At 46.1% G+C, this 26,204-nt stretch carries 22 protein-coding genes; 4 read left to right on the top strand and 18 right to left on the bottom strand.

Annotation, left to right across the window (positions count from 1 at the left end; translation table 11 throughout):
* Window positions 1-96 precede the first annotated feature (96 nt).
* A complete protein-coding gene (locus MHI06_RS12540) occupies window positions 97-921 on the top strand; it encodes a protein-glutamine gamma-glutamyltransferase (protein WP_340401664.1) in 825 nt (274 codons plus the stop codon).
* A gap of 188 nt (window positions 922-1,109) precedes the next feature.
* Here the strand turns inward: MHI06_RS12540 and infC are convergent, their stop codons facing one another.
* The 18 genes from infC to MHI06_RS12450 all read right to left on the bottom strand — a co-directional run bounded on the left by infC (window position 1,110) and on the right by MHI06_RS12450 (window position 21,267).
* Entirely contained in the window at window positions 1,110-1,601 is a 492-nt protein-coding gene (infC, locus tag MHI06_RS12535) for a translation initiation factor IF-3 (protein WP_340401663.1), read from the bottom strand.
* 119 nt (window positions 1,602-1,720) lie between these two features.
* Window positions 1,721-2,653 carry a manganese-dependent inorganic pyrophosphatase gene (locus tag MHI06_RS12530; protein ID WP_264929071.1) on the bottom strand — a complete coding sequence of 311 codons (933 nt, stop codon included), beginning with the start codon at window positions 2,651-2,653 and terminating at the stop codon, window positions 1,721-1,723.
* Window positions 2,654-3,095: 442 nt separating this feature from the next.
* Window positions 3,096-3,848, bottom strand: a complete 753-nt coding sequence (locus tag MHI06_RS12525) for a metallophosphoesterase family protein (RefSeq protein WP_338708614.1) — start codon at window positions 3,846-3,848, stop codon at window positions 3,096-3,098.
* A gap of 99 nt (window positions 3,849-3,947) precedes the next feature.
* Window positions 3,948-4,955, bottom strand: coding sequence for an LLM class flavin-dependent oxidoreductase (locus tag MHI06_RS12520; RefSeq protein ID WP_339199203.1), 1,008 nt, complete (start codon window positions 4,953-4,955; stop codon window positions 3,948-3,950).
* Between the two features lie 233 nt (window positions 4,956-5,188).
* On the bottom strand, window positions 5,189-7,126 hold the full coding sequence (locus MHI06_RS12515; RefSeq protein ID WP_340401662.1) for an LTA synthase family protein: 1,938 nt from the start codon (window positions 7,124-7,126) through the stop codon (window positions 5,189-5,191).
* Window positions 7,127-7,241: 115 nt separating this feature from the next.
* The gene (locus tag MHI06_RS12510) at window positions 7,242-9,614 is read right to left on the bottom strand and encodes a putative PEP-binding protein (RefSeq protein ID WP_340401661.1); all 2,373 of its coding nucleotides are present in this window, start codon (window positions 9,612-9,614) and stop codon (window positions 7,242-7,244) included.
* Window positions 9,615-9,874: 260 nt separating this feature from the next.
* On the bottom strand, window positions 9,875-10,969 hold the full coding sequence (locus tag MHI06_RS12505; protein WP_340401660.1) for a fibronectin type III domain-containing protein: 1,095 nt from the start codon (window positions 10,967-10,969) through the stop codon (window positions 9,875-9,877).
* A 189-nt stretch (window positions 10,970-11,158) separates the two neighbouring features.
* Entirely contained in the window at window positions 11,159-11,476 is a 318-nt protein-coding gene (locus tag MHI06_RS12500) for a hypothetical protein (protein WP_340401659.1), read from the bottom strand.
* Window positions 11,477-11,592: 116 nt separating this feature from the next.
* Window positions 11,593-13,071 carry an AraC family transcriptional regulator gene (locus tag MHI06_RS12495; protein ID WP_340401658.1) on the bottom strand — a complete coding sequence of 493 codons (1,479 nt, stop codon included), beginning with the start codon at window positions 13,069-13,071 and terminating at the stop codon, window positions 11,593-11,595.
* A gap of 287 nt (window positions 13,072-13,358) precedes the next feature.
* Complete coding sequence (locus MHI06_RS12490; protein ID WP_169482824.1) at window positions 13,359-14,357, bottom strand: ABC transporter substrate-binding protein; 999 nt, start codon at window positions 14,355-14,357, stop codon at window positions 13,359-13,361.
* Between the two features lie 178 nt (window positions 14,358-14,535).
* Window positions 14,536-14,910: a hypothetical protein gene (locus tag MHI06_RS12485; protein ID WP_169482825.1), complete on the bottom strand. Its 375-nt coding sequence runs from the start codon at window positions 14,908-14,910 to the stop codon at window positions 14,536-14,538.
* Window positions 14,911-14,932: 22 nt separating this feature from the next.
* Window positions 14,933-15,595, bottom strand: a complete 663-nt coding sequence (locus MHI06_RS12480; protein ID WP_340401657.1) for a 3'-5' exonuclease — start codon at window positions 15,593-15,595, stop codon at window positions 14,933-14,935.
* Between the two features lie 61 nt (window positions 15,596-15,656).
* Window positions 15,657-16,235 carry a histidine phosphatase family protein gene (locus tag MHI06_RS12475; protein ID WP_340401656.1) on the bottom strand — a complete coding sequence of 193 codons (579 nt, stop codon included), beginning with the start codon at window positions 16,233-16,235 and terminating at the stop codon, window positions 15,657-15,659.
* Window positions 16,232-18,454, bottom strand: coding sequence for a class I SAM-dependent methyltransferase (locus tag MHI06_RS12470; protein ID WP_340401655.1), 2,223 nt, complete (start codon window positions 18,452-18,454; stop codon window positions 16,232-16,234). Before MHI06_RS12470 ends, MHI06_RS12475 begins: the two co-directional genes overlap by 4 nt.
* Before the next feature lie 29 nt (window positions 18,455-18,483).
* Window positions 18,484-19,317 (bottom strand): aminoglycoside phosphotransferase family protein, encoded by an 834-nt coding sequence (locus MHI06_RS12465; RefSeq protein ID WP_340401654.1) that lies wholly within the window; start codon window positions 19,315-19,317, stop codon window positions 18,484-18,486.
* A 2-nt stretch (window positions 19,318-19,319) separates the two neighbouring features.
* The gene (locus MHI06_RS12460) at window positions 19,320-19,913 is read right to left on the bottom strand and encodes a GNAT family N-acetyltransferase (RefSeq protein WP_340401653.1); all 594 of its coding nucleotides are present in this window, start codon (window positions 19,911-19,913) and stop codon (window positions 19,320-19,322) included.
* A gap of 8 nt (window positions 19,914-19,921) precedes the next feature.
* On the bottom strand, window positions 19,922-20,368 hold the full coding sequence (locus MHI06_RS12455) for a RidA family protein (protein ID WP_340401652.1): 447 nt from the start codon (window positions 20,366-20,368) through the stop codon (window positions 19,922-19,924).
* Between the two features lie 14 nt (window positions 20,369-20,382).
* On the bottom strand, window positions 20,383-21,267 hold the full coding sequence (locus tag MHI06_RS12450) for an AraC family transcriptional regulator (protein ID WP_340401651.1): 885 nt from the start codon (window positions 21,265-21,267) through the stop codon (window positions 20,383-20,385).
* Window positions 21,268-21,394: 127 nt separating this feature from the next.
* Here MHI06_RS12450 and MHI06_RS12445 point away from each other — a divergent pair, with 127 nt between their 5' ends.
* The 3 genes from MHI06_RS12445 to MHI06_RS12435 all read left to right on the top strand — a co-directional run bounded on the left by MHI06_RS12445 (window position 21,395) and on the right by MHI06_RS12435 (window position 26,155).
* Window positions 21,395-22,684, top strand: coding sequence for a Gfo/Idh/MocA family oxidoreductase (locus MHI06_RS12445; protein ID WP_340401650.1), 1,290 nt, complete (start codon window positions 21,395-21,397; stop codon window positions 22,682-22,684).
* A 122-nt stretch (window positions 22,685-22,806) separates the two neighbouring features.
* A complete protein-coding gene (locus MHI06_RS12440) occupies window positions 22,807-24,624 on the top strand; it encodes a histidine kinase (RefSeq protein WP_340401649.1) in 1,818 nt (605 codons plus the stop codon).
* Entirely contained in the window at window positions 24,599-26,155 is a 1,557-nt protein-coding gene (locus tag MHI06_RS12435) for a response regulator (RefSeq protein ID WP_340401648.1), read from the top strand. The genes MHI06_RS12440 and MHI06_RS12435 overlap by 26 nt, the downstream gene beginning before the upstream one ends.
* Window positions 26,156-26,204 lie beyond the last annotated feature (49 nt).

Here is a 26,204-nt window from a genome sequence, read left to right as displayed (position 1 = left end):
ACCAATTCGAACACATCACGTCATATACTACACAATACCCGTGCTTTCCCGATTATACAATGTTGAATATTCGAACAGGAACGGAGGTTATGGAACATGATCATTGTTGCCAATCAACCGGTCGAACTGAACCGAGCGGAATGGTCTGATTTTGAATGGTATTGGTTACAGCAACTCCAGAATCGTCCAACGAGGTATGTGTACCAATCCATGGATCATCTTCGATTTGAATGGGACTTGAGGGGCTCTCTTGTGGATGCTGCTGAAGGACTTGATCGAAGCGGGGTGAGTTTTGCATCCTTTGAAAAATCCAGATGTAATCCTGCCTACTGGAATCGTAATGCTGAGGGTGGATTCGAGCTCAAATCGAATGTGACCCCCGCTGAGGGCATCCGGGATATCTGGAGGAATGGACACTTATACGCCTTTGAATGTGCAACAGCCACCGTCATTGTGCTGTATGGTGGCGTGCTGGGAAGCATTCGCGAAGATGCCTTTAATTCGCTGTTTCGAAATCTGTTACTATTTGACTGGCATTATGACAGTGACTTGCGATTGACGGAAAAAAACGGTAGTGAAACCGCCCTTCCGGGAGATGTGTTGTATTTTAAAAATCCGGATGTCTCTCCCGAAACCCCCGAGTGGCAGGGAGAGAATACGATAATGCTGCGGGAGAACTGGTATTATGGACATGGCATTGGCATTGCACGCGGCGAAGATATTATACGCACTCTGAATCAGTTCCGCTTTCCAGGTAGCCGGGTCTCCGCCTACTTAATGGATATGGTGATCTATCCGGACTTCTTTTATTTATCCCGATTCGCCAAAAACAGCCAGAATAATATGGCCGCTGGCTCTACGCCTGTATTACCCGGACAGTTGTACGTACGCCTTGGGGGCAGTCGTTATTTACGAAGCTGAACTAACGGAACGGAAACGGCTTGCACATTGAATTGCGCGCATGATATCTCAAGCTGGATGACCACGAAAAAAGCCCAATGGAGCAGCAGTTACCCTGCCACCTCATTGGGCTTCCTCACATTCAAATGATCATTACTGTATCAGCATTGTCTTACCTTTGTGCTACATTGAGAATCGCTCCTGGCAATTTACGCATTCGGGTCCAGTTGAACAACAACCTGTTTACCACTTACCTGAACACCCGTCTTTTTGCTACCGAAATCAGCCAGTGATTTGCTCAGTTGCTCTGCCCATTCCTTGCCTGCAGCCCCTTCTTTGGCTCCATGCACCTGAATGACGAGTCTTACCGAATCACCCTTCTTCAGGATACGTTCCGCCTGAGACTGCTTCGTCTCCCGGTCATGATCCTCCATCCCAAGGTTCAAACGAATTTCTTTTACTTTCCGTTTATCGGGGGATTTACTCTCTTTTTTCTTCGCCTGCTGCGCTTCCGCTTTGGCTGCTCCTGCGCCAATCAGCTTGCATGGTGGCGGACTCGTCATCAAGGACAGACACACCAGATCTACTTTATGCTGCTTCGCAAGTAAAAGAGCTTCCTGCGTCGACATCACGCCCAGATCTTCACCGTTCAATCCGGTAAGCTGCACTTCAGCCGCTTTGATTTTTTCATTTTTGATCATGATTCTTCCTCCTCCACATCAAAAGCCTGTCCTGACCATTTACGGATCAGAGCAGGCTAGGATGGTGTTGCTACTATTTGCAAAACATATCAGCGTACGAATACGCCAATTCGTCCGATTTACAGCGTGTTGAATGCTTCAGTCAGAACCGGTACAATTTGTGATTTGCGTGATACTACGCCTTTCAAGATAGCTCTGCTATCAGACAACGTTACATTGTAAGCTTTCTCCACAGCTTTGGTGGATGCGCCATATGCAAGAGCAACGGAATCGTTGTTCAGAATGTCTGTTACGACAAATACGAACAGGTCGAGACCTTTACTCGAAATAATCGCTTCAATAGCTGCTTCAAGCTCAGGTTGCTTCACGAGAACATCATTCACGTCAACGGCATTAACCTGTGCAATTTCCACTTTGGATTGACCCATTACGAATTCTTTGGCATCCAGGGAAATCAGTTCAGCAATTGTTTTTTGACTCAGATCCGCGCCGGCTTTCAGCATGTCCAGACCATAAGTGTCAGCATCTACACCTGCAATAATAGCCAGTTCACGTGCAGCGGCTACGTCCTGCTCTGTGCAAGTCGGGGATTTGAACAACAGGGAATCGGAGATAATGGCAGACAGCATCAGACCAGCAATCGGCGCACTCACTTCGATACCATTTTCTTTGTACATTTTATTCAAAATGGTTGCTGTACAACCTACAGGCTCTGCACGGAAATACAGAGGTCCGCTTGTCTCAAAGTTAGCAATACGGTGATGGTCGATAACTTCAACAACAGTCACCTCTTCAATATCGCTTACACTTTGCTGACGCTCGTTGTGGTCAACCAGAATAACTTTGTTTACTTCATTTGCAGCTGTTTTAATCAGACGTGGTGCTGCGATTTTGAATTGATCCAGTGCGAACTGGGTTTCACCATTGACTTCGCCGAGACGCACAGCTTCAACGTCCTGACCCAATTTTGTTTTCAGATCCGCATAGGCGATTGCCGAACAGATCGTATCCGTGTCGGGATTTTTGTGACCGAAGATTAACGCTTTTTCCATATTCATAGCCCTCCGTCAATTCTGATTTATATAAGTTTAACCAAAGAATGTTTACACTTGCCACTCCGATGACAGAATAACCTTCCGATCGCTGTTATCCCCAGATTTTTTGATTCCCTTTTAAAGGGAAAATCCGGTGATAAAGGCGAACGCTCCGCTTCTCCAGCTTTTTTCTGTCCTCTCCGTTCTCGTGTAAAAAGTTTAGTTGAACTTATATAGAAAATAAATGTCATATTTAATCATACCCTACTGATTATAGCGCTAATAAGGCTTAATTCCAATCCCTTTACAGCGAATTAATTGCAAATCATTCTCAGGCAAGTCATTTTGGAAAATAGCCAAACTTGGTTCATTCCCTCAAGCTGATATGCTATGTATCCTATTTATTCCATCGTACAACCTTATAAATTAGCATACGAAACTCTGATACGCAACGAAAACATTAAATCTCAGGCTCTTCCGCGCTCTGCCCTTGCCGTACAAAAAAGGTCTGTAGACTGCCGTCCTCGCTAATCTCCAGCAGGTTCAGTTGTGCTCCGTAGGCACAACCACCATCAATGCCAATTTTGTCTCCGCTCGGGTCAAACCAAATGCCTGTCTCATCATGCAAATGCTTCACGGGGGTGTGTCCAAATACGACCGTCTCTCTAATCGTCGTTGGTTTGGAATAGAATGATTCACGAATCCAAATGAAGTCCCGCTCGGACTGGCTTCTCCAATCCTCGATATCCGGGTTGATCCCGGCATGCACAAAAATATAACCCGGAATCTCGTACACCAGCGGAAGCTGTTCCAGAAAACGAAGATGGTGTTCATAGTGTGTACGTATCCACTTTTTGGCTTCAGCATAAGCTTCCCAATCTATCTGCTGCTCATCATAAGTAAGCTCCAGATCCAGATAACTTGCCATCGTCTGTAATCCACCATTACGGATCCAGTGTTGATCATATTGCTCCACATCCTGGGTTAACGCCTTGACCATCATTGCATCGTGATTGCCTTTGATCACCATAATATCGTGCTGTTGCTGAAGCTGCATAATCTGTTCGATGACCTGTTTGCTGCTTGGACCGCGATCCACATAATCACCGAGTAAAATCAATTCATCCTGCTGCGGATTATAATCTGCAAGCTTAAGCAGTGCATTAAATTCATCGTAACAGCCATGAATATCACTAATGACACATCTGCGCATGTGAATCTCTCCTCCCCCTGATCACGCAAGAGTATAACCGGAACCTTGCATGAGCAAGATTCCAGTCTGTTTAGAGTAGTTATTCCCGCTTGCTCACCATTAGTCCTGCTTGAGTCCAAAGGCTTCTGCAATCAAGCCGAATGAGCGCAGACGTGCTTCAAACGAATGGACCGCTGACGCGATAATGACTTCATCCGCTTCATGGCGTTCAGCCATTGCGGTAATTTTGTCTCTCACCTGATCCGGTGTTCCCACGATGGAAAAAGAACGACGTTGACGAATCTGTTCCATCTCCATCGCTGTGTATGGATAGTTGTTCACCGTCTCCAGAGATGGGAATGAACTTTGTTCAAGACCTCGTCCAAGGCGTAAGAAGAAAAGTTCATTGCTGCGCGCAAGTTCAGCGGCTTCTTCCTCTGTCTCCGCGCAGAATGCCGAGACAGCAATCATTGAATGTGGTTTGTCATTCAGGATGGACGGCTTGAAATGTCTGCGGTAATGTTTCATCGCTTCTTCGCCGCCTGGTGTTCCGAAGAATTGGGCAAACGCATACGATGTCCCTTGCGCTGCAGCAATTCTCGCACCTTCGGAGCTGGAACCCAGCAACCACACTTCTGGTACCGTGGGAACCGATGGTCCGGCTACCAGAGATGCAAACCGATGATCCTCGGGCAACTGCTCGTGGAAGTATCCGCCCAGATCCGCGATCTGTTGCGGAAAGAATTGTACATTCGATGATTTCCCCTCATTCAGAGCTCTGCTGGCAATCGGCATGCCACCTGGTGCTCTGCCAATCCCCAGGTCAATCCGCCCCGGATGCAAAGCTTCCAGCAGGCGGAAATTCTCTGCAACCTTATAGGCACTATAATGAGGAAGCATAACGCCACCGGAACCTACGCGAATTCGATCCGTATGTGCAGCCACATGTGCAATCATAACTTCAGGACTGGAGAATGACAGCGCACCACTACCGTGATGCTCCGACATCCAGAACCGGGAGTACCCCAATTGATCTGCATGTTGTGCGAGTTTCACCGTTTCCTGCAACGTATCCTGTACACTTCGTCCTTCATTGATATGTCCATGTTCGAGTACACTCAGTTTCATATATATTCAATCCTCTCGTCTGTTAGGTTCATGCGTTCTGTGAATATGAGATCTGCGAATATTACGCGCTTTTGCTCACTTCATTCTTGCTCATTCCATTGTAACATTAATTATTACAGTTTCAAACTTTAGTTATTCTCTTTATTACCACACTTGTGCAAGAAACATGCAAAAAAACGCCACCAGCTTTTGAACTGGTGACGTTTTTGACTGACCTATTGCAGAAAATTGATTTATGGTGCACGTTTTGGTAACAACTTCACATACTCGTCAGACAGTTTCATCAGGCTGAGCACATGTTCATAATCGGCACGATACGGTTCCAAATCCGTTACCGGCTCGTATGTTTTCAGCGAATAGGCTGTTCCATCGTCAAAGCCCGCACCCGGGATAAACATGATGTCATTGTTAACAAATGAACCCGTCGGCAAATAATACCGGATACCGAAGGCATTATGGTCCATGTTGAGCAGATCATGTCCGAAGGCAGTGAATTTCTCATCCTGGAGCGAAACACCCATCAGGTTCATGATCGTTGGCAACATATCCAACTGACCGCCTGGCTGCTCAATCACTTGTCCTTTGGTCTGTTTCGGCGTATGAATCATGAACGGGATGTTGAATCGACTTACTTTACCGTCATAAGGGACGCCCAAATTGGCCTGGATTTGCTGTGTAATCTCTTCATCAGCAGGCAGACCAAAGTGGTCTCCGTAGAGCACTAGAGTAGTATTATCCCATAATCCGTTCGCCTTCAACTCATTAATGAGTTGACCGATGGCATAATCCGTATAGTTGATCGCTTGCAGATAATCGTGAAGCAGTTTGTTCGTGATGGTCGCAGGAATCGTAATTCGTGCACGATCAGCGGGAACCGTAAACGGCGAGTGGCTCGATGCCGTTATGAACTGAGCATAGAACGGCTGGTTCGCAGCCTGATGCGCAGTCATTTTTTCCACACCTACACGGTACAACTCTTCATCCGATGGTCCAAAGTCATTGAATCTGTCGTTCTCGAAGCTGGGCTTGTCGAAGTAACGAGTGAATCCGAGTGCCGGATACATTTTGTTCCGGTTCCAGAAGGTGACGTCATTGACGTGGTACGTCTCGGACTCATATCCTTCTTTACCTAATAACTTTGGAAGACTCGGCAGTTCACGGTCACTATACCCTGCCGACATGGGAACAACTCCGGTTGGATAGATAGACGTGTTCGACATGAACTCCGCGTCTGATGTGTTTCCCTGTCCGATCTGTTGGAAAAAATGAGAGAAATAATAGCTTTCTTTGGCCAGATCATTCAGTACCGGTGTTAACTCTTGACCGTCTAATGAAGCATTAATCGGGAAATTCTGAAAGGACTCCAGTTGCAGCACAATCAGGTTACTGCCTTTGGCCTGACCAAAATATTTGGCTTTCACGGCTGTACCGTCACTTGGTTTATCCTGATACGGATACTGGCTAACCAGCTCATTGATCTTGGCAATCGTTTCGTTAATGTTGCCATTCGCAATGGCCTCATTTTCTTTGCTCGTCAGAATGGCAGACGATACCTGGTAGTTCAGGAAACCGAGATTCTCGGCCCGCACCAGCTCATTATCAATCGTTTCACCTTTGACAATAAAACTGCCAGACAGCACGATGCAGAATGCAGCCGTAAGCGCAACGCCGAGCTTGCCCCAGTAACGTCTGCGAATTCTGCCAAACGTCAAACCGCTATCGCGGTAACTGCTGCGGTTACGCCCGCCAGCACGTTTGCGCATAATCAACCATATTGGCAATGCCAGTACGATGTCTGCAAAAAACAGAAAGTGCTCCGGTCGTACCAGTGGTCCGATACTTCCCCGTACTTGGGCAACTTGCCCCAGCTCACTTAGCGCGGTATAGGTGGGTACCGAACTGAAATGAACGTTATACAGCGTAGCCGCGAACAGCACTAGAGAAAACAGAACATTAAATCCTCCGTATACTGCTCGCTTCCAGCCTTTGGGCACGATCAGATCCAGCAGGCATACCACAGTTAGTGCGCCTAATGCGTCAGTTAACAGACCAATGCCGGACAGACCCTGGAAAAAGAAATACCGCAGCAGTGACAGCTTCAGCAGCATAAGAATGAATAACACGGCAAATAAGGTCCGTGATGAAGTTCGTTCATTTTTGGAATTATACATGGTCGCTTTCAACCCTTACCCTGAAATTTTACGTTCATTTTACAAAACGCATATTTCAGTATAACAGTTTTCTGGTTGCTATTCCATGGAAGTTCCGTGTAGGACAGGGTGATCGTTACGCAATTGTAGAGATATCCGTGTTCTGCGTGTCCGCTCCCTCTCTCTGTCCCTTAATGGCTGCTTGTGCAGCAGCAATTCGTGCATAAGGGATCTGTTCAGGCAAACAGCTTACGTAATCCAGACCAATGCGGTGGCAGAACGTAATCGACTCCAGATCCACAACATTTTCTCCGCAGATCCCTGTCTTCAGATGAGGTTTTCGAATTCGACCTTGGACGACCGCCATCTCAATCAGTTGTCCGACTCCCTCAATGTCCAGTACATGAAATGGATTATTCGTTACCGCACGAGAGTCCGTATCACGTTGAAGGAGAAGGAGCCGCTTCTCAGCTTCATGGCGACTATATCCAAATGTCATCTCTGTCAGCTCATCCGTGCCAAACGAGAAAAAGTCAGCCTGGCGAGCAATGTGAGTCGCCGTCAGCGCCGTTCTCGGAGCTTCGATCATCGCCCCCACTCTATAGAGACAATGCCGCTTCTCCTCACCAAGCACTTGGTCAGCCACATGATCCACCAGATCTCTCATCACCTGAAGTTCATGCACATGACCGATCTGCGGGATCATAATCTCGGGACGTACCCACCAGCCTTGCCGGATGCCTTTCACCGCTGCGCGGAATATCGCTTCCAGCTGCATATCAACGATCTCCGGGAACACCGTACTCAGCCGACAAGCCTGTTGCCCCAATGTCGGATTATGTTCATGCAATTCACAGACTCTGCGAATGACACGCTCCAGTTCCTCCAGTTCATTCTGATGGTCTTTTTGCTCCTGCCACTCCTCTGCTTGTAACCACTCACGTCGTTTCTCCAACACTCCCAGATCCGGTAACAGTTCATGCAACGGCGAATCGAGCAAACGTATCGTTACCGGATATCCATCCATCGCTTCGAATATCTGTTCAAAATCAGACTGCTGCATCGGCAACAGACGCTCCAACCCACGCCTGCGTTCGGATTCACTGTCTGCCAAGATCATTTTTTGTACAAAAGGTAACCGTGCAGGTGACAACAGCATGTTCTCAGTCCTGCACAGACCTATACCCTCAGCCCCCATTAGTCTTGCAGTGATGGCATCCTGTGGTCGATCAGCAGTAGCAAGTATCGTCAACTCTTTAACTTCATCAGCCCATTCGAGCAGTAGTTGCAGATCTGCTGATGAAGGCGAACTTGAGTTATTCTTAGATGCTGGACACTCATCATTCATTACTGGCTGGATCTGTGTGGGAAGATTTCCAGTACTCTCTTCTTTTCTAGAATCTGTGTAATGCTTCAGCACTTCCGTGATATGCGCAGGTTGGATGCGAAGAAGTGCATCCTCCTTGGTGATGAGTCCTTCATGGACAAAATCCACAGTACTCCTCAGTGTGGCTGTTGAGGATAATCGGGCGGGCTGAGTATGAGCAACATACAACACGCCAGATTCGATTACAAAGGTGATTTCCTGCACTTCTCCCTTACGCGTCTCCAACTGGCTACCTATCTCCAGCAAACGTGCATACAGCTCAGGTTCTTCATTCCGTAAACGCTCCAGACCGTGATCTATTTGGCTGGCGTTCCCGGTTGGGACGTATTGTCCAGTGACTCCCCTTTCTCCTGTAAGTAGATTGCGTGTATATATTGTTCCAGTCCCGCTTAAGTCTCCGCATGTTCCATGCATCATCGTCTGTATAAGAACAGGAGCGCTTTGCTCCGAAGAAATATAATATGGTTTACGCATGATCTCGTTCTGAGATCTGGATGCTTTGATACGCTGTGAATGAGATACCGCACGCACTGCTTCTTTGAATTGAATTTGAACATCTTGAGGAAAAGGGTTACGTTCCTTCGCTTCAATTAAATATTTAAATTCCGTAATGGTTAATTCAAGTTCCGTTTCATCCCGACCCTTGACGTGACTTGATATTTTTGTGAAAAATTCAGACGGAATTGCATATACCAGCTGTCCATATTCCTCTAAGTAATCTAGATAACATTGGAGTGCATACAACCGATCACCGGTTTGACGTGCGAGTCCTTCCACAGTAACATCATTCAGACCAACATTGAGCAGTGATTGTGTCGAAGCTGCTGATGCTCGATCCTGATCCGTCCGTACTGCGAGTAGTAGCGGATTCTCCGAATGTCCGAAGAACTTGCCGGTTTGCTGTTCCAGATGCCGGATCGCGTTAACAATCTCTTCCTCTCCTTCACCGGAAAGATGTCCAAGACGGGTACAGAACTCGCGACAGCATTCCGTTGTGACCACGAATCCGGCTGGGACAGACCACCCTGCAAGGATAAGTTCTGCAAGATCAGCCCCTTTACTGCCCATTAGCCCTTTCATCTCTGCCATATCTTCTTCCAACAGAATTACCCGTTTTGTCATTACAGCTCTCCCATCCGCCATTCATGGCTATGCTTGAAGACCTCAATCCCTGCGTTACAGATCAGCCTTCATTTTAATGGTATGTCGTAATCGTTCAGTCAAGGACACCCGCTTTCGCATTTCGTGCTCGTTATCCTGTTTTTTTGTAAACGCTACACTAAAATAAGTTAACACAAGCCTTTCGAGTAGTTGCATTGGCTCATTCATCGAGTGAACCAAAAAAAAGCCCCTTCAGCTAAGCTGAAGGAACTTCACATTTTTTAGTATTCACTTACCTCAAACGTCAGCACTCGATCAAACAGAATATAATCCTTCCGACTCTTAAATGGCCCTTTGTTGTTGTCATGTTTATCGATGGCATAAGATGCCTTTCCGCTTCCCGCTTGCTTGGTTTCGTACCAGTCGATGAAATCATTTACTTCTTTCATGCTTAGGTCGAATTCTTTCTCCAAGCCCGTTGTCATGGTGACGACAAAGATGGCACGGTTGGTGGATGGTTGCTCTGGTTGTTCCGGAGTTGTAGGTTCTTCAGGTTCTGGTGTGGTTGGTTGCTCTGGTTCCGGATCAACCTGCCCGTTGCTCTCAATAATGGCTGATGCTTCGTTAGAGTTAACACTTTCACCAACAGGATTAACACCAGTCACTACGTAATAATAGGTCGTACCTGGAGTTACATCTGAATCTGTATAATTGACCTTGGTTACGCCAGTTGCCACTGTTGTATATGGCCCATTTGCTGTAGTTGATCTTTTAATCGTATAACTGGTTGCTGTTGTTACTTCATTCCATTCCAATCCAATGGATGATTCATCTGCAGATGCTTCGAGATCTAATGGATTAGCTGGAGGTGTAATATTATACAGCTGAAACTCGGATACACTGACTGTCCGTGTATTGGAGTAATTAAACAAGTTAACTTTTGCTATTCCTTTGTACGTTGTAGGAAGATAAATTAATCTTCCATCAGCCTGATTTGCTTTTACTGTGTACCAATACGTCGGTATAATCGCCTTTCCAGTGGAATCAAATAATCCAACGGAAACATCATAATCTGCTTTTACACGGATTGCATTCGCTGTAACTGTTCCATTAAAGATTCCAACAGCATGATCCACTGCTGATGATGGCGTGTTCCATTTTTCTATAATCGCGCTTGTTGCTTCATTATTATCTGTTAATGCATATGTAGATTTACTCCCCTTGTTTTCCGTATCGCTAAGTGTCATTATCATCTTATCCATGAGCCCGCCGCTATAATCTACCGCTGCATGTACCCCTGAATTAGATGCAAAACCGATTGTAAAAATTAATGCTCCAATCAATAACCCAACTTTCTTGAACAATGTTGTCTTCACATGAATCCTCCTAAAGTGTTTATGTACAAACTCACTTTAGTGTATATATGTTCATGTGTCTAAACATAAACTTGCTCATCTATAAAATTCAGCTAAATTCTTGAATTTTTATTTTCTTATTGGATATTGAAAAAGCCCAAGAAGAATAAAACTCTCCTTGCGCTCCCTATTATAAATCTATTGCATGAGCTATTCCCATTCACCTTTTTTGATGTAAGTTGCATCATAAGCAATAATTACATTCGTTTTATCTGTTACCTTTTGTATATCATCGACCACAACTTCTTCTTCACCGTAATCTATTAAACTAGAATCCACTTTCTCGAAGACCCCACAATCCTTCACATAAATTACATCTGGATGGTTAGAATCATATCTTAAGCTTTCAGGAAGATCTTCACCCAAAATTTCATGCGATTCGGCAACCGTAGTCGTTGATATTGCTGTAGCAGGAATCATCCCAATAACAGCTACTACTAAAAGTGAGGCCCAGATTTTTTTCCGCATAGGAAGCTCCTTCTCCAATTCTATTTTTCCTATATTATACATTAAAATGGAATATTATAATATTTTCCTTTTCTCCGATGTTGAATCCAGTATGTTTGTTATTCAACTCCCATCCATCAAGCCATAAACCGCAATATATCCTCAATCTTCTTCCCATGAGAGATCACGCCGTAGTTCATCCACGACATGAAATCCACTTCATACACATTACCACTCTTCACCGCAGGCAGGCGTTTCCATTCATCCCTTTCGAGCAGTTCGCGCTCATCTCCAGGTTTAGCAGAATTTCCAGTGTCAAATGTAATCAACAAGTGATCCGCATTAAGCTGACTTAACTGCTCCAATCCAATGAGAATCCTCCGCTCGTGTCTTGTCCATTGCTGCACACGGGAGTGAGGAGTCAATCCAAGATCCTGATAAATTACAGGCCCGACGTAGCCCTGCTGATCCCCATAGAGAGTAATATCCGATGCAGATATACGTAAAAAAGCTACCGTCTGACCACGCATATAACGTGCTAACCTTCCTTTGGCTTCCATTGCCTTGTCTTCATACGCACCGATTACATCTTGAACCCGACTCACCTTCCCCAACACATCGGCTGTGGATTTCAAAATGGAGCGCCAATCCTCTCCCAAATGATCCACGTAAAATGTAGGTGCTACCTGCTCGAAGCGATCTAGATTCCATCGATCATATCCTTTGTCCAGCATGATAAAGTCAGGTACATTGCCCAGATTAAACTGAGCATCCTGCTTGCTCACATCAAATTCGGGTACATCATCCAACTCCAAATATTGCTGTCTGCCCCAGGAATGATGCGAACATTGCAATACAGGCTTTACGCCAAGGGCCAACACAAAGTCTTCCAGATACGGAGCAAAGACACGAACCTCTTGACGGTGATGACGACGGTACAATCCAGGTGAAATACCCGCATATTGCTTGAAACGGCGACCAAAATAATACTCGCTGCTGAATCCCACATTTTGTGCAATTTCATGAATGCGATCATCCGTCAGCTGCAATAGTTGTTTCGAACGCTCCAGCCGAACCGTATTCACATAATCAAGCGGAAGCTTGCCTGTAATTTTTTTGAATTGCCGAGTATAGCTAGCTCTGGTAAGACCAATATCTGCCGCGAGCTCATCCACGGTTATCGTCTGATCATAGTGGTCGCCAATATAACGAATTGAACTTTGAAGACGTGCACGCTCATCTGGTGCTTCGATTTCAGGATTACTCTGGCTAAGCAAAGCACGGAACCACTCCTGGAAACGAAGCTGCACCTCCCATTGCTCCAGCCAATCGCCAGTGATCTGTTGACGCAGTATTTGTTCCAAGGATTCCAGACAGGAACTCCACGGGCTGTAATTCAGCTGCATAAGAGGTAGTATTCTCGGAGAATCTGTACCTTGGGGAGGTTCCTGCTGCTCCTCCATGTTTCTTCTAGACAAAGCGTTCGAATTCTCTTCTTTCAATTCAGCCACCATTAGATCAAGCTTATAGTATTGCAATTCATTTTCAGTCCAAGAAGAACTTTCTATTTTAATGGATGTTGCAGCCGGAACAAACATAATCATTCCTTTTTCCAAATGAACTTCCCGATCTGAGCAAACCATTGAACCTTTCCCAGACGTTACAACGAATATAGAGTGGGAGGACGACATTCTGTATAGCAAACGTTTATCGATATGAGATTGATTATAATCTACGTATTCCATATGTTGAAGCGTGCATAGCCAGGGCTTGGGAATCAGTTGTATTATCATGGGGCACATGTTCATCGTCCTTAACTGAGAATTATTATCATTTAAAATAGTGTATACGAAAAAAGAAAGCTCTTCAACCCTGGCTGAAGAACTTTCTTATGAGATTATGCTTATGGAGTCATTTTTTCCAAGAGATCATCGATTTTCATGGAATTTGCTGTAATCGCACCTGATTGCCAATGTGATCTTTCCATAATGTACACCTGATTATTTTTAACCGCCGGAAGCGATTGCCACAACTTGCTGTCGAGTACCTTCAAGGCTTCCTTGTTCTCTGGAGATGACCATTCCCCATTGGAAGGGAAAATAATAAGGTGATCCGCATCAAGCTGCGGAATTGCTTCTTCTGACAGGATCTCCTGGTAGTCCTCCATTTTACTTACCAGTGGATGAGGTGTCAGACCTAACTCTGAATAGATAAATCCGGTGTAGCGATTTTTGATGCCGAACAACGCCAGCGTGTTATCGTTAACATTCAACCGGACAACCGCAACAGTCTCGTCCCCGACCGCTTCCTGCAACTTCGACTTGGCATCCGCAATTTTAGCCTCAAATGCCTTCGAAACTTCTTCACCCTTATCCGGTTTACCTACAACATCGGCAATGGCTGTCAAGACTTGATTGGAATCCTGCAGAATGCCTTCAGGTAGACGATACGTCGGTGCTACCTTGGAATACATCTCATATTTCTCCGCATCCACTACACCATCCACAATAATGAGATCCGGATCATATTCCAACAAAGCTTCAATACTTCCTGTTATATCAAATTGCGGAACGTCCAGTTTTAAATACTCCTGCACACCCCACAAAGGATGATACCACTGCACTACAGGTGTAATATCGAGCGCCTTCAGATAATCTTCTACATATATTCCAGCAATCCGCTGTGGTTGAACCGGAATCGTCACATCTCCAAATTCATCCTGTACAACCCGTGTAGCAGGCTCTGTCTCGGTTTCAGTAGTATTTTCTCCAGAAGCTGCACTTTCAGTTGCAGGAGTCTGTTCCGCATTCGTTGCGGTATTTGTACTACATCCTGAAATAACTAGACCCATGAGCAGTAATGTAATCGCCCACCCTTTGAAACCTTTAATAAAACCTACCATGATACCCTTCACCCCTATGTGATCTGTTGATGTAACCATGAGAATGTTTTACATATAATGATTATCATTCTCATTTATTGCTTAGGTGAATTGTACCTCATGCTTCAGCCGACTCACAATGTACATTTGATGCTATTTTTTTATACAAACGAAAACAACCCTGTTCGTCCTCCCCCGCTTATCGCAGGGGCAATCGACCTTGACGATAACTCTCCAATAGCTGATTCACAAAGGAATCTTGCATCACATCCTGTAACAGTGCAGCGCCAATTAAACCCATATCATCACTCACATACCCCGCTAACTCAGGTTCGTCGGTGAGAGCTAAGGTCTGTTTGAACGCCTGTTCCCTACCTGCGCGCAGCACCTCTTCTTCAGCCACAGCGGAAGCTTGAACCCATCGTTCAAAGGATTTCATCCACTCGTCAGCAAATGCAGGGGCATCCCTTTCATCCAGGTAAATTTCCACATCCAATCCTTCGAATGTCTGCTGGGTCAGAATCCGTCCCTCGTTGAGATCCAACAGTAGCTTCTCCACATCCGTTTTGCTCATTGATCTCCCCTCCAGTTCATCATCATGTCAAATACATCTCAGGTATAACAAAACGCTTCATCATTCGATTAGGATCGGCTGTAAAATGATCCAATTGAAGTTCCTCATATTCGCTAAGGATACTTTCAAAGATACCAGCGATCACACCACAATCTGCCAAAGCATTGTGCCTGTGAATTCCATCTGTATTCAGATCATAATACCGAATTAGAAAATCTGTAGAAACGACCTCGTTAATCTCAGGATGAATGTAAGTAAACATCGCTTTTGTATCCAACACCGGGTTGGTCAACATCGGGAGACCATATTCATCACAATGCCGCTTCAAGATGGGCAGGTCATACTCATATCCGGCTTGTGTCACAAGAACGTTATCCCCAATGAACTCCTGAAAGGTCTGAAATGCTTCTACGAACGAAGGAGCCTCCAACATATCCTCATTCGAAATGCCTGTTAATTTCGCCACAGGTTCTGGTATAGGTTTGTTCGCACGTGCAAGTGATGAAAATGTTGTATTACATTGTTGTCCTCTTTGGTAATGCATCGCACCAAATTGTGTCACACTCTCCACCACAGGATTAATGCCCGTACCTTCGAGATCAAATATACAGTACATTCTATCCTGTAATGAAGATACGCTTAGATTCTCAATAAAGTATGTATCAGGCAACAGCGTAATTTTCATCCGTTCAACTCACTCCTCTCTACTCTCATCACGGTTAATGCATTTCTCATTTTTAACTCTGTTACTCCCACAATCGAGTGACCTGAACCAACTTGTGCGTTCCATCAAATTCTAACTTATAAATATCCTGCATCGTAGTACTCTCCCAAAAATCATAACCGTATGAAGCATCATAGTGTTGTAAAATAAGCGTCATTACATCTCCATGGGTTCCGATGACTACCTTGTGACCCGCATGCTTATCCAGAATTATCTCGATCACTGCTACTGCTCTTAAGCGAGCCTGTTCACCAGACTCCCCACCAGGAAACGCATACGTAAGATCACGGTACAATCGTTCCTTGGATTCATGGAAACTCTCATGCTTCACATCCGAACTCGATAACTGGCGTTCACGCAGATCTTCCTCTGTCACCACCATTCCACCTGACCGATCTGCCAGAATCTGAATCGTATCCACCGCCCGTCTGTATGGACTGGAATAGAAAAGTTGAATCTGCTCCCCATGGAGCAGACTGGCAACCGTTCTCGCATCCTGATGACCTTGTTCTGTCAGCCCACGCTCGCGCTCCTGTCCTTCAACATATCGAGACTCCGCATGTCTAACAAAATACAAAACCGTGCTGGCCTCGCTCATCATCCGTCCGCCAACCCTTTCTTCTTCTCAATGACGATCAGGCAGGTGCTGTCTGGCAAAGGCGCAAGCTCCCCATCTTCGTTCATGAAGATCACTCGTTCTCCGAGTGCTTCTGTGTACCCCTCCTGAAGAAAATGTTCGAAGGTGATAATCTCGGCTTGTTCGCCTAGCGCTTCTCGAATACAGTTCTCATAGGCAGTTGGCGTAAATATACCAAACTGTTCCTGAATCTCATGTACATATGCCTCTTCGCCCCACGTATACGTATAGAGAAATTCCATTGCATCGTTAATCGGCAGTACAACCTCGTTGTGTGAAACCCGCTCATATTCAATTGCACGTCCCTGAAAATCTTCTGCATACCGCTCCAGCCAGCGCATCCCATCCGGTTCCAGGAAACGAATCTGGCGCTTCTGTGCTTCCGGTTCACTCATGATGCCATCCCGAATCAGAATTCGTCCTCCAGGTGACAGCACACGGAATGAACTTCTCAGCGCTGCCGCGACTGTGTCGGAATTAAATTTTCGGCCGTCTAGTTCAATATATGAATATAATTCATGCAGAATGGATGAAAAAATAACCGTATCCACGGTGCCTGGCTGCACATATTGCTCCAGTTGCAGGGCATCGCCCTTCATGACTTGCCAGCTGTGTCCCTCGCGCTGTTTTTTGCGCTCCAGCGCTTCAATGACATTGGCTGAGATATCGATACCGATTGGCTCCACTTCCGGTTTTTCCTGCTCAATCAGATCCAGCAGAATCCCTCCACCTGGACCAATATCAAGTACCCGTTTACCTACGATATAGTCCAGCAACACTTTTTTGTAATCGCCAGAACTGTTCATATCGGACAAATACGTCTCTTCGTTATGGAACCGATCATAGGCATCCCGGCGCAACCCGAACAGATCGAATAAAAGCAGAACAGCCTTCTCATATAACGGCGACTTTTCCGCTTCAATACAGAATGCGATCAATTTCTCCGCCGCTGGGGAAAATTCGAAGGTCACGAATAATGTATCCGGAAGATCCGTATGACGTTCAATGCGATGGGTTAGATGGGGATAGACGATCTGCTCCCCTGCCGCAATTTGTTCCCACGAATACTGTTCCAAATATTTTTCAATCATTCGTTTCTTGTAAATATTGAGCTTCTTAACGCCCTTGTAGTCGTAATACATCGTATTCATCAATAGTTCGAAGCTGATATGACGAACGATTTCAGATCGACTCTCCATGGATGTTGGATTCATACTTTCGCTGCGAAGCGTCAACAGGAACACTTTTACCATCTCCTGCAACGAAAAATCCTGCATGGCCGACTCCACATACCACAGCGTACGATGCGCCAGCGGAGCCAGAATTGGTTCCACATCCAGTTCCGTTTGAAGTTTGGCATAAGCCTCGTCCATAGCTTCTCCTTGCCGTATGGATGAACTTCTTAAGCGGGATAACCGTTCCTTCACGCTCCAGTCCTCATGATCCGGTCCAGCGATAATCCAGCCTACAATTCGCTGTACCTCAGCACAAACCTGATTCCATAGCGCTGGATCAACGCCTGCGATAATGCACTCATTTAATGTCATCAGTATGGTATGGAGTTCATCTGGAGTTAGCCATCCTTTGACGATCAAGCCGTGAAGCGGAGCATTCTCGGCAAATGGAATCTCGCCGCGTATATATTGGCCGATAAGTCCATGCGTAGTAATTAGCGTACGAATAATCTCATATCTTGGCGTGTGTGAAGGCGGCGCAGTATGCTCGCTTATTTCCGCATTCTTACTTAGGACATCGCTCGGAGATCCAGGTGGATTGATACTCGTCTCCCTGCTCTTACCGATGTCGTTATTCAGGTGGTCTGCCCCTGAGTACAGCTCATATAACTGGGCGGACCCCACATTGTGTACAAACAGGTTAACGCCCTGCTTTTGCCATCCTCGCCGCTGCTCCCGTGATCCGGCCTTCGCCGTCTCTGACCAGATTAATACGTCCTCCAGAATTTCTCGCACCCAAAAAGAAACCTGAAGTTTCTCCAGCACGTGCAGTGTACGCTCAGTGTAATCCAACACTGGATTCGTGCCCTCAAGTTCGGCAATGGAATGAATGCGTTCGAGGTTAATATGGGGCTTCTCCGCCGCTGCCAGCAGTTGCAGCCATTGCTGCTGGGCTTCCGGCATGTTGCCTGACTTGTATGATTGTATGGCCTTTAATGAATGCAGCATGAATTCGTCCCCTCTCTTTCTCTACCCTTTTATATAAAATAATTAGATTCGTCTAGCTGACGAAGTCGTTCCTGAACAAACTTTAGCAGCTGTTCCGCTTCTTGAGCAGGCAGATCCTCGTCAAGACGTGCTGCAGCAACTGGCAGCATCCAGGATTCAACCGTTTCCCGGGAAATCCCGGAAAGATGTATATAGTGATTAATGTAATATTCGACCAGTGATTCACGAGCCATTTCAAAACCCATTCGTATCGCAGGCTCCGTATCTTCCGGCAAAGTGCCGCTCATTAATATTACCCAGCTTCGAGCCACATCACCCGCAGGATCACCGGACATACCAGTCATCCAATCGATGACCCAGTATTGATCGCCAGCCTCACTGAGCATAACATTATCAGGGTGAAAATCGCCATGACAGATCTGCTGTTGATCAGGCAATGTTGTTAAGTAAGAAAGGACTCGCGCTTGATCGTCCTCCGACAATAATCGAACATTGTGAATCGCTCCCGATAAAATCTGCTTCTGTAAGGGGAGCGTCCCTTCATCATCTCGCTCACAATGAAGTCTGTATTGGCAGTCAGCCATTTTAAACGCCAGCTGCTCCAGCAACTCCGGTTGCTGAATGATAAGTGTTAACAGGGTAGTCCCCTGAAGTCGTTCAAAAACAATCCCTGCTCGCGATGTAGTATGTTCCATCAAGGATACTGCCTGTGGGACGGGGAGTCCTTTTTTGAATGCAAACTCACTTATTCTGAATTCATTCTGGACTGCTTCGATTGGAAAATCCATTCGATATAACTTCATAATGTGCTCGTTCGAATATGCATAGATTTCTGCAGTTCTTCCTTGACCGATTCGTTCCATATTTACCCTCCGAACTCACTGCCTCTGACTTTAGAGAAAACCATACAATCCACCAGCGTACCTGTACTGTCCCGTCGCATCTTACGTAGTGTACCTTCCAGCGTATAACCCGCTCGTTCGGCTACTTTGGCACTTCGCACATTCCTGGCATCACAGCGGATCTCCAGCCGATTCGCCTCCAGATGAGTAATGGCAAATTGCTCAATGCCTCTCACCGCTTCTGTCATCAAACCCTCACCAGCTCGCGATGTTCGAATCCAGTAACCGATCTCAAAACAGCGTGCATTCCAGTCAATGCGATGTAGCCCGCTGCTGCCTACGAATTCATCCGTATGTCTATCACGCAAATGTAACATCATGTCGGTACGCTCCAGATATTGCAGTCTTGCTTTGCGAACAGTCACTTCGGACTCTTCCAATGACGGGATCTTCTCGGCAAAAGGCAACCACAACCGCAGTTGTTCCGCACTTTCACGGACCGCTTCATTCACAGCCTTGCCATCTCCCCACTGCGGGGCACGAATCATGAGACGTTCTGTGTAGAAGCTCTCGGGAATCGTTAGCATGATCGGATTAAATGAAGACGATTCTGTCATCGTTATACCTACTCCTCTACCTGAAAAATAGAATCAATGATCAGCGGCAAATTATCCCTCACAGATACGGCACCGAATACCGAACGGGCGTGTACCCCCTGATCCCCGAATACCTCCATCATCAGATCCGAGAATCCATTCAGCACTTTATGATGCTCCTGATACGAAGCGGACGAATTGATGAAGCCCTGCACTTTAACCACTCTCTTCACCCGATCCAGTGAACCTAGCACGTCTCGAACTACAGCAAGCACCTCCAGTCCAGCATTCCGGGCAAAATCATATCCCTGCTCTGTTGTGAAGTCTGATCCCAGTTTGCCACGTTCAGAGGTATCAGGTCCTTTCCCGGATACATACATGATTCCATTGACAATAACGGCATTGGCATATTTTGCAGCGGGCGCGCTGGCCTGTGGTAAAATGATCCCCAGTTCTTTCATTCTTGCTTCAATCATCGTTTATTTTCCTCCTATTTTATCGTTCTCATTAAACCAGCTTCCCTGTACTCCTGCCTATAGACTCTTGGTGATACCTGAACAGTACGCTTGAACATCTTGCCAAAATGAGAGAAGTTACTGAATCCCGCAAGCCAAGCGATATCCGTAACGGATTCCTCACTTTCTCGCAGCAAACGCTGTGCTTCCTTCACCCGTAACAGATTCAGATAATCACTGAAGGTAAATCCCGTCGTTTGTTTGAACAATCGACTCAGATAATGCGGACTAATGCGAAACATACCCGCCACCTCAGGTAATGTCAGTGGTTTCTGATAGTTCTCATTCAGGTGACGTACAACTGCCTGTGTCTTGGGATGAAGAACCGGCTCACGATCATCGGAGCATAACCTGCCCAGGTGCTGATTCCGATAAGCATGCAGCAACAATTCAATAGCCCGGTGACGAAGCAACAAGTTGCTTCCGGGTTGGGGACGAAGCATTTCATCCACCATCTCGCTAACCATACGCTCCAAAACCTCCGTGACCTGTGAAGGAAATCTTACAATGGGAATCTCCCAACAGAAGGGTTCCTTCAAGCCTTCAACTAACTCCGCGGAAGTAGCTATGGCTGCAAAAAGCTCAGGCTTCAAATATAGCACCATTCGTTCATGGTCGGGCACACCGCTCTCCAATGTCTTGTGAACCGTATTGCGGTCAACAAACACCAGATCGCCAGCCTTGACCCGATAAGTCCGGTCCTTGATGAAATAAATACGCTCGCCAGACAACAGATAATACAACTCATAATGATCATGCAGATGGTCATCCGTCATTGAGAAGTATCCAATGCGACGATCATATTCGATGTGTAGCAAATCCGTGGGATCATGAAAATCTGCACGAAAAGGTTCTGTCATGTCGCCCTCTCTCCTTTCCATAAATTATAGCAAAATATGCGGCATTTGAAAGCGGTTACGCATAAAATGCGGCGAAAGAAGTACTCCCTTGTTATAGTCTAGAGCTATATTCAAGGAGGCGATAGACATGAGTAACAAGAAACGTTATGTATTAGTTGGAACCGGCGGCCGCGCCGAATTTTTTTATGGTGCTTTGACCCGGGATTACAGGGATACATCCGAGCTTGTCGGCTTTTGCGATATAAATCAAGTCCGTATGAACTACGCGAATCAACTATTGAAGGAAAAGTACGAGTATCCTGAGGTACCCACTTATCCTGCAGATCAGTTTGATCAGATGATTGAGAACGAGAAACCTGATTATGTCATCGTAACGAGCGTTGACCGCACCCATCACAGGTACATCATTCGCGCGATGGAACTGGGTTGTGACGTTGTCACCGAGAAACCGATGACCGTCGATGAGGAGAAATGTCAGGAGATTCTGGATGCCGTCAAGCGGACTGGTCAGAACGTCAGAGTAACCTTTAACTACCGTTATGCGCCGCACCATACTAAGATTCGGGAACTTATTCTGAATGATACCATCGGGAAAGTTACTTCCGTTCACTTCGAATGGCTGCTGAATACCCGCCACGGGGCAGATTATTTCCGCCGTTGGCATCGGGACAAGCGTAATAGTGGCGGGCTGCTCGTGCACAAATCCACCCATCACTTCGACTTGGTGAATTTCTGGATTGGCTCGCAGCCGGATACCGTGTTTGCATTTGGTGATCTGATGTATTACGGCAGAGAAAACGCAGAAGAACGCGGTGTAACGCAGTTCTACAATCGAGCAACTGGCAATCCGATCGCGAAAGAAGATCCTTTTGCACTGCATTTGGATTCGGATGCACATATGAAGTCCATGTATCTGGATGCTGAATCAGAAGATGGTTACCAGCGCGATCAGAGCGTATTCGGGGATGGCATCAACATTGAGGATACGATGGGCGTTCTTGTGAAGTATCGGAACAAAGCGATTCTGACGTACTCCCTCGTCGCCTACCAGCCGTGGGAAGGTTACCGCATTGCCATTAATGGTACCAAAGGTCGGATTGAGATGAACATTGTGGAGCAATCCTATGTCAATTCATTGGGTGATAAAAGTAAGGAAGGTGCATTGATCGGTAAAACGTTGCGGGTTCTCCCGATGTTCGATGCGCCATATGAGGTTGAAGTGGAAGAGAAAGCAGGTGGACATGGCGGAGGTGACCCGGTTCTGCTGAATGATCTGTTTGGAGAGCCTGTTGAAGATCCGTATCATCGCGCTGCTAACCATGTGGACGGTGCCAGATCCATTCTGACCGGCATTGCGGCCAATCGTGCCATCGCGACGGGCTTGCCTGTCAACGTCAATAATCTGGTTCGTTTCTAAGTCTTCCAGATCTGCACTACATTATTAATTTTATTTAAAGGCTGCGCATGTTACGCAGTCTTTTTTTATATTTTTATAATTAACCTGCGCACGCAAGTTGACTCGGTAGAAGGAGGAAATCCATGTTCTTCTCTTTAAAAAACCGCCTGATTGCCTTTATCGTTGTCCTGTTTGTCCTCGCTTTTGGCACACTCTCCTACCTGCTCTTCAAGGAATCACGCATGGTCATCCGTTCTTACATCGAATCCTCTGCTCTTGAGAAAATGGAGGAATACGGTTCATACGTAGATATGGTGCAGATGCAAATCTATGATGTCGCCTCTCTTGTTTTCAATAGTGATATGGGCAAGAACTGGGATAATGCGATCGGAGATCCGAACCTTTCGGAAGGAGAAAAGATGCTGGCCAACCTCGCGATGAGCCGTTTTCTCACCCAGGCAACTAACAGCTACACCAGTATCTCGGATGTATCCATCTATCGACGGAATGGACTGCGAATTGGCAGTGAGAATCAGGTAGCGTATGATCCTGCCTTTCAACAAGAATCCTGGTATACGAATTTCTACACGTTGGGGGAACGCTGGTTACCTGCACACACCGACCAACATGAACGTGTGAGAGATCATGGTAATCCAGTGGTCAGTCTGCTGATGCCCATTGGCACCTTTCATCATGCTACAGCGCAGAGTGTCATGAAGGTAAATGTCAGTGAATCCTATTTTCTGGAGCCGCTCCGTCGCATACATCTTGCGGAGAGTAGCACTATTTTTCTGCTGGGCGAGCAAGGAAATCCTATTCTCTCACAGCAGGTAGACACGTTGGGTGCTGTAGCTACCGCAGAGATCGATCGTATTCGTAATAGCCCGCTCAAATCCGGAGTCACATATCTCACAAACCAGGAAGGACAGCGAGACATCCTTGTATACAAGAAACTGGGACGTACGGGCTGGATATTGGCGGGTCTGGCACCGGAAAAGGAAATGTACCTGTCTCTCCATAAGCTCCAAAGCACGATTGTGGCGGTGACGATTGCCCTGATTCTAGTCTCCCTCTTGGCTGCTGCATGGCTATCCCATGGTGTAACCAAACCTTTGACCAGATTGGTGCTGGCGATGAGACAAGTTCAACGAGGTGCTTTCGACCAAGCCGATTCACTACTGCCTCCGGATAAAAATGTAAAGAGCGAGATCAGTTATGTGATCTTCACCTTCCGTTATATGATCAGTCAGTTGCGACAGCATATCCAGAATGAATTCGAGCTGAAGCTGCTCCGCCAGCAAGCAGAGTATAAAGCACTTCTCATACAGATTAATCCACATTTTATGTTTAATACCCTGGAGCTGGTGAGCAGCCTTGCCATTCAGCGTAGAACGGATGATACGGTTCAGGTCATTGAGGATTTGGGTAAAATGATGCGCTTTTCCATCAACACTAATGACGACCGTGTTCCCCTGACCGAAGAGCTAGATTATGTACAACGTTATATCTCCATTTTGCAAACCCGTTTCGGTCGTAAACTCGACATTTCGATAACGAAGGAAGGCACATTGAACGCCTTGGTCATCATCAAGTTCATTCTTCAGCCGCTTATTGAAAATGCAGTAAAATACAGTTTCCAGCATCAGACGACAGCCCAGGTCCAGATACGGATCAACCGGATGCATGATCGTCTGCATATCAGTGTTTCAGATAATGGACCAGGTATTCCAGCAGAAATAATCCACAAGTTGCAGCATCACGTAGCTCCCCCCTCGTTGGAATCCATATTGCATAACGAAGGCTGGCATATTGGACTGGGCAATGTCATTGCTCGTTGCCGTCTGCATTATGGTGACTTGTTCACTGTCCACATGGAGAACGATGAAAGCGGAGGCGCATGTATTGAACTAACTCTACCCGTACAGGAGGAATATGATGTACAACGTATTAATCGCAGATGACGAATTCGAAGTTCGCGAAGGATTAAAATTGAAAGTCGATTGGCACGGCATGGGCTTTGTTATAACAGGGGAAGCATCTAACGGGATTGAAGCGGACGAACTTTTGAAATCTGAACATTTCGACCTGCTGATTACCGATATGAACATGCCTGTTATGGACGGTGTCCGATTACTGGATGTTTGCCGCAGTTATAATTCTTCTATCCAGATTGTCATAATCACGGGTTATGAAGATTTTCAATATGCCAGAGCGGGTGTCCGCAGCCAGGTCATGGATTATTTACTGAAGCCTGTAACCCGGGATGAACTGAAAGCGACATTATGCAAAATCAAAGCGGATCTGGATGATCAACGTAAAGTACGAGGTGATTCCGAATTACTGCAATGGCGCCTCTCTCAGTATTACCGGGAAATGAAGGGACGTTTCCTTCTTGATCTCGTCAGAGGCAATCGTCTTCCGCCTTCCTCACTGCCAGAACGACTCCGGTTGTTCCATCTCGAATCATGGCAGGATCAGAAGGTCTGTTTCATCACCGCGAGTATAAGTCAATCAGACAAGCAGAATATTCGAAAAGATCGCTCACACGAGCAGATGCATCTCCCTTTTGAGCTGGTATGTTACGAAATCGCCCAGTCTGATTCAGACAATGTCCAGGTTTTTCATGATTCAGCACACGCAGGCATCATGCATTTCATGGTACAAGACGGTATGCAGTACGAATTCATCCAACAGCTCACGGGACATACGGCATCTGTTTTTTCCATGAAACTCAAGATTGGGGTGGGACTTTCTGGTTCTGGACTTGAGCATTGGAAAGAAGGTTACATCCATTCCCTTCTGGCTTGGAATTCAGCTGAACGGGCTGGCAACACTCCGAATCCTCAGGCAGGAACAGATTATAGTCCATTACTGCCTGAGGAAACTACCCGAACGCTACATCGTTGCCTCATCCGAGGGGAACTGGACTCCTTCCGCAGCCTGATCCGCAAGGAACTTCACGAAGCATTCCAGCTCTCTCCATCCCGAATGACACGAGGTATTTTTCAAATTTCACTGTTGATGGATTTTCCGATGACCCCGGAATGGATACTGTGGCTCAAGACGCCAGATCAAGCAGAACGCTTATTAATGCAATGGGCTCAAGATTTCCTGAGTAGACAACTTCCTTCAGAAGATGGGGATGGGACGATTATAGAGTTAGCCAAACGATATATCGAGGAGAACTACATGCAGGAGCTAACGTTGACGTTGCTCGCTGAACGATTTAACTATTATCCTACCTATTTCTCCGAATTGTTTAAGGAAGGGGCAGGTACCTCTTTTATTCAGTATGTGACGGGCGTTCGGATGAAACACGCCTTGCAACTGCTGAAGGAAACCCAATTAACCGTGTGGGATATTACAGAACTGACCGGCTTCAGTTCGCCAAGTTATTTCAGCTCGAAATTCAAAAGAATGTTCAACATGAGTCCATCAGACTATCGCTTGCTGCATTCCGAAAAAATCGATAGTCATGATCCGAAGAAATGAGATTCAAGCTGATCCCCTTCCCCGGTATGATGTGGTTACCAAGAGAACG

Origin of the sequence: Paenibacillus sp. FSL H8-0079, assembly GCF_037991315.1 — a bacterium.
Classification (GTDB): domain Bacteria; phylum Bacillota; class Bacilli; order Paenibacillales; family Paenibacillaceae; genus Paenibacillus.
Note: the sequence above shows the minus strand (reverse complement) of the source record. Positions and strands in the feature narration are given on the sequence as shown.